The sequence below is a fragment of the Thermodesulfobacteriota bacterium genome, assembly GCA_040758155.1.
Taxonomy (GTDB): domain Bacteria; phylum Desulfobacterota; class Deferrimicrobia; order Deferrimicrobiales; family Deferrimicrobiaceae; genus UBA2219.
Window position 1 is genome coordinate 1 of record JBFLWB010000076.1, and the last position, 5,360, is coordinate 5,360.

The following is a 5,360-nucleotide window of genomic DNA, read 5'->3' on the forward strand; positions in this document are numbered from 1 at the left end:
GTCCCTGTTCTGCCTGTTCTGCTCCCGCACCTTCAGCCCCAGGTCTCGGAGCATCTGCAGGTCCTCTTCCGCGGGACGGCCGGCGGTCGTGAGGTAGTTGCCGGCCATCGTGCCGGTCGCGCCCGCGGCGAACATCAGCGACTGCAGCCCGCGCAGGTTCACCTCCCGGCCGCCGCAGACGATGATTTCCTTCGTCGGGTTCGTCAGCCGGAGCATCGCAAGGATCTTGAGGCAGGCGATCGGCGTCAGGTCGCGGCGCCCTTCCACCGGCGTTCCCGGGACGGGATTCAGGAAATTCGCGGGGATGGAATCGACGCAAAGCTCCCTTAGCGTCATGGCCAGCTCGACGCGGTCCTCCGGCGACTCGCCCAGGCCGAAGATTCCCCCGCAGCAAACCCATGCGCCGGCCGCCTTGGCGGCCCGGACCGCCGCCACGTCCTCGTCGTAATCATGGGTCGTGCAGACGTTCGGGAAGAAGGAGCGGGACGTCTCGAGGTTGTGGTGGATCGACCGCAAGCCCCGCGAGAGGAGATACCGGACGTCCTCGGCGGACAGCGTGCCGAGACTGACGCACGTCTCGAGCCCCAGTTCCTTCCCGATCCGCTCCACCGCGTCCCCAACGCGGACCAGCTCCTCCCGGTTCCGCATTGAGAGGCCGGAGGCCACGATGGAGAACTCACGCGCCCCGCGCTCCTTCGCATCCGCCGCCGCGCGGAACAGCTCCTCGCCGGAGAGCAGCGGGTGGACCGGGATCCGCGCCAGGGAGCGGCTGGATTGCGAGCAGAAGGAGCAGTCCTCGGAGCACGCGCCGGACTTGGCGTTGACGATGGAGCAGAGCCGGATGCCGTCCCCCTTGAAATGCCTGCGGACCGGCTCGGTGGTGTCGAGGAGGCGCCACAAGGAGGAATCGGGCAGGGAGAGCACAGCCAGGGCGTCGGCCGCGCCGATCCCCTCCCCCGACATTCCCTGCGCGCGGACCCTTTCCCAGAACGCTTCCATGGCGGAAGGAGCCGCGGTCACCGGAACTGCACGGAGAGGAACGGCCGGCGGATCGCCTTGCGGAAGCGGACCGCCGGATGGCCCATGATGAGCACGATCCTCGGGATGTTCCCGGGCGGCAGCCCGTGCTTTTCCATCAGGTCCTTCCTCCGCTCGAGGACCGGCGCCACGCTGCCGATCATGCAGGTCCCCAGCCCCATCGACTCGGCCGCGACCATCGCATAGGTGCAGGCGATGACCGCGTCCGCCGCGTCCGCGAAGGGGGAGGTGTGGAAAAGAAGGGCGGCCGGCGCGTCGTACAGGATGTTGTCGGTGTTCCTCTTCTTCCCCTCGACGTAGATCCGTCCCAGCGGGAGGATGAAGCTCTTGAGCTGCTGGCGGGCGGCCTTCTTCATCAGACGCCGGAAGATGCGTCCCAAGGGCCCTTCGAAGGAGTTGAGGATCTTCTCGTAGGCGTCGGCGATGTCCCACGCCAGCTCGCGGACCTTGTCGCGCCCGTGGAAGACGGTGACCCCCACCTCCCACGGGGGGATCCCCATGGGCGCCGTCGCCGCGGAGGCGATCACCCGGTCGACCGCTTCCCGGGTTACCGGCTCTTCGCGGAACCGGCGGATGCTGCGCCTCGAAAGGAGGAGCGCCTCGAGCTGATCGAAGGTCGCGCGCGCGTTCCTGTCCGGAGCGGGGATCAGGTCCGATGGGGATAGTTTGCGGCCGGTCACGGCGATGCTTCCGGTGGAGCAGGCCATCATGCACTGCCCGCAGGCGATGCAGTCGAATCCCGCGGCGTGGTCGACGCGGATCTCGCCGCCCTCCTTCGACAGGACCCCGGAGGGGCAGACCTTGGCGCATTGCCCGCAGACGTCGCAGGTCGACCGGTCGATCGCCGGATCGCCAGCCGCTTCCCCGAAACTGGTGATGACGCTCATCCCGAACCTCCTTGCCAATCCTCCGCCGATGCGTTCCGGCCCGCCCCGACACAGTATACCCCGACGATGCGCCTCCCCGGGATCATGGCGCGGGGAGATGGACCGGGGGAAGGACCTTCTCCACCAACGCCCGTTCCCGCTCGAGCCACGGCGGCAGCACGAGCCGGGTCCCGAGCCGGTCCTCGGGCTCGTCGACCGCGAATCCCGGCGAGTCCGTGGCGATCTCGAAAAGGACCCCGCCGGGCTCCCGGAAATAGATCGACCGGAAATAGACCCTGTCGATGACCGGCGTCACGTCGTATCCCAGAGTCTTCAGCCGCTCCCGCAGCGCCGCCTGCTCCGCCGGCCCGGGAACCCGGAACGCCACGTGATGCACCGACCCGGCCGCCACGCGCCCCTCGATCGGAAACGGCAGGGAGAGGATGTCCACGACGCCTCCGGCCCCGTCTCCCGCCGCCTCGTACCGGAACCGGTCCCCCTGCGCCTCTTTCGGGAGGAAGCCGAGCGTCTCCACGAGCAGATCCGCGGTCCGCAGATGCCCCTCAAGAAACAGGGTGACGCCCCGAAGCCCCCGGACGGCGTATTTTCCCGGGACACGCCCCGGCGGCACAGAGGGATCGTCCACAATGCCCGGCTGCGGGGACAGCTCGATCGTCAGGCCGCACGGATCGGTGAATACGAGCACCTCCTCGCCGAATCGCCGGAGGGGGCCCTGGACCGGAATCCCCTGCGCCTCCAGCCGCTGCTTCCAGTACCCGAGCGACCTCTCCGGGACGGAAAATGAAACGGCGGTCGCCTGCCCGGTCCCCCGGCTGCCGTTACGGGCGTCCGGCCACGGGAAAAAGGTGAGGAGCGTGCCCGGCCGGCCTTTCCCGTCGCCGAAATAGAGGTGATACGTGTACGGGTCGTCGTGGTTCACGGTGAGCTTGACCAGGCGAAGACCCAGCACCCCCGTGTAGAAATCGATGCTGCGCTGCGGTTCCCCCGCGATCGCGGTGATGTGATGGATCCCGAAGGCAGCGCTTTCCAATGCCGGTCCTCCCGAACCCCGGTGTCGATTCCATCGGAGCCCTATTTATTTGATGAAACGGGACATTATGACGGTTCGCGCGGAACTGCCGCCCGCAATGCAGGGGGCGCGGAAAATCGCTTCCCCGCGCCCCCGATGCGCCCGATGAAGCTGCGTCAGGTATCAGTTTACCTTCTTCACGAACCCCTTTCCACCGTTCACGCCGACCACGAAATTGCCGGTGGCGTCCCCGTTGTTGGTCCCGTAAACGCTGCTCGCTGTCGCGAAAAGCGTCTGCGGGGCGAAGCCCTGGACCGCCGTGTTCCATACGGTCGCCTTGCCCGACGCGGTGCCGACGACCTTCCCCGCATCGTTGATTGCGCTGGCGGTGCCGTTCTCCGCGAGGATGGTCCGGGTGTGGGCGGCGGTGTTGTCCCACAACACCGCGGCGAACACGCCGGGCGCCGTTTCCGCCTCGCCCACGACCTTGCCCGAGGCGTTGACGGCCATGGCCTGGCTTCCCGCCTCGCCTGCGGTGCGCAGGTCGGCGGCGCTGAAGATCGCCCCGCCGTCGGTCGAAGTCCAAACCATCGCATGGGCAACGCCCAGTCTGTCCTCGGCGACGCCCGCGACCGAGATCTGCGCGCCCGCGCGGGCAACGCCGTTCGCGGAGCTGAAGGCGCTGCCGACAAGGCTCACCGGCAGGACGACCGGCGGGCTGGTGAAGTTGCCGCCCGCGTCGGCGATCCAGATCACCGCCTGGGACGCCAGCCCGGCGTCCTGGGCGTCTCCCACGATGCAGGAGCCGTCGGCGCTGATGCCGAGGGCCCCGCTGTTCCCCGCGGCGTTGAGAGCGGGAAGTTCGACCGGGGTGGAGGCGCCGGCCGGCCAGTAGACGGCGACCTTCTGCGTCCCCTTCGAGGATTGCCCGATGGCCTTGCCCTCGTCGTCGACCGCATAGGCGGCGGAGAAGGCGTTCCCCGCGATGGGATCGAGCGACCTCGGCGTGACGGCGGCGCCGACGTTCCAGGCGGCCGCCTGGAACGTGGCGCCCGCCGTGGGCTCCAGGAAGCCGACGACCACGTTGTTGTCGTTGATGTCGAGGGCCGACGCGCTGTTCACCGGAACCCCGCCGGCCGCCTGGTCGATGGTCACGCCTCCCCCGCCGGCGGCGAGGGGAGCGATTCCGTTATTGTTCGAGCCGCAACCGGCCGCGAGAAGCGCGACGACGAAAAAGATGCCGAGGTATTTCATCGTGTTATTCATGTTGGTCTCCTTTTCCTTCATCGCACTTGCACGGGCTGGTTGAGCAGCGTCGCGCCCGTCGAAGAGACGATGGAGACGCTGTTCAGATTGGTCGTGGCGACGGTGCGCAGCCGCCACCCGCCGGCGTCGACCAGGACCTGGCCGAGGATCGGCCCGCTCGCGTCGGGGCCTGCATGGATGACGAGGGTGCTTCCGATGACATTGCTCGTTCCGGAGAGGTCGATCTGCAGGTTGCGCTGCCGGAAGCGGGCCTTGGCGATCGTGATGACCTCCGGCACCGGCGCCGGCAGGCCGGGAAGCGTCGTCCCTGCCGCGACGAAGACGGGGTCGAAAACCATGCCGGAAACCTGGAAGAGGTCGGTCTGGACGTCGATGCCGCCTCCCTGGATCCGGAAGACGTTGCCGTTCGAACCCCCCGTCACCGCGTGGGGGACGGCCGGGTCGCCTACATACATGACCATGCGCGAGAGGTCGCCGGGCACCAGCGGCCGCTGCAGGAGCGGATCGTTCAGCGCCGGATCGGGGTTGAACGTGGTCCACTTCAGGAACCGGGGGCCGATCTTGCCGAACAGCGCGCCGGTGAAGGCGTTGTCCGTCGCGGCGAGGTTTGCGAGGTTGGTATTGACGATCATGTCGTCGATGGTGTCGTTGATCTCGAAGGTCCCTGTCCCTTTGCCGTCATCGACGGCCGTGAGCACCTCCGTCCCATAAGGATGGGTGATGGTGTAGTCGCCGCCCTGCTGAAGATCCTGAACGCGGATCCGCCGCCGGGCGAAGCCGATCTGGTTGCCGTCCAGGATGATGTCGTTGTTGAAGAACGCCTCGACGGCCAGCACCAGGAGGGCTCTGCTGAAGGGAGCGCCCGGAAGGGCCGTGCCGTCCATCAGCGCGTCGGCGGCCCACCAGAAGCCCTCGCCGCCCGCCCGCAGCGCGACGGAGTTCGGGTCGGCCGGATTGACCGGCTCGGAGATGCACTTCGGATCGGTGCCGGGGCAGTATCCGAGCTTGACCCCGCCGACCGGCACCGCCGGGGTGCTGGTCGCGGCGTTGTCCTGGTACCAGAGCGGGAAGCCCACCGGGAAGTTCGGGTAGTCCACCCCGGTCCGGATCCCCTCGGGCTGCAGCGGCGTCGCGATGCCGACGGCCCCTTCCCGGTTCAC

The 5,360-nt window shown here is 68.2% G+C and carries 5 protein-coding genes; all 5 read right to left on the bottom strand.

What is annotated here, in order from left to right:
- Positions 1–999 (bottom strand): biotin synthase BioB (gene bioB / locus AB1346_04620; protein ID MEW6719716.1); only part of this gene is annotated, 999 nt, incomplete at its 3' end.
- Positions 1,000–1,016: 17 nt separating this feature from the next.
- Positions 1,017–1,925 (bottom strand): nitroreductase family protein, encoded by a 909-nt coding sequence (locus tag AB1346_04625; protein ID MEW6719717.1) that lies wholly within the window; start codon positions 1,923–1,925, stop codon positions 1,017–1,019.
- An 82-nt stretch (positions 1,926–2,007) separates the two neighbouring features.
- Positions 2,008–2,955 (bottom strand): ring-cleaving dioxygenase, encoded by a 948-nt coding sequence (locus AB1346_04630; GenBank protein MEW6719718.1) that lies wholly within the window; start codon positions 2,953–2,955, stop codon positions 2,008–2,010.
- A 162-nt stretch (positions 2,956–3,117) separates the two neighbouring features.
- The gene (locus AB1346_04635) at positions 3,118–4,200 is read right to left on the bottom strand and encodes a hypothetical protein (GenBank protein MEW6719719.1); all 1,083 of its coding nucleotides are present in this window, start codon (positions 4,198–4,200) and stop codon (positions 3,118–3,120) included.
- A 17-nt stretch (positions 4,201–4,217) separates the two neighbouring features.
- Positions 4,218–5,360: hypothetical protein (locus AB1346_04640; protein ID MEW6719720.1), on the bottom strand; the 1,143-nt coding region annotated here is incomplete at its 5' end.

Excerpts from the sequence above, each read along its gene's own strand:
- AB1346_04625 (MEW6719717.1), bottom strand. The coding sequence starts at position 1,925 with ATGAGCGTCATCACCAGTTTCGGGGAAGCGGCTGGCGATCCGGCGATC.
- AB1346_04635 (MEW6719719.1), bottom strand. The coding sequence starts at position 4,200 with ATGAATAACACGATGAAATACCTCGGCATCTTTTTCGTCGTCGCGCTT.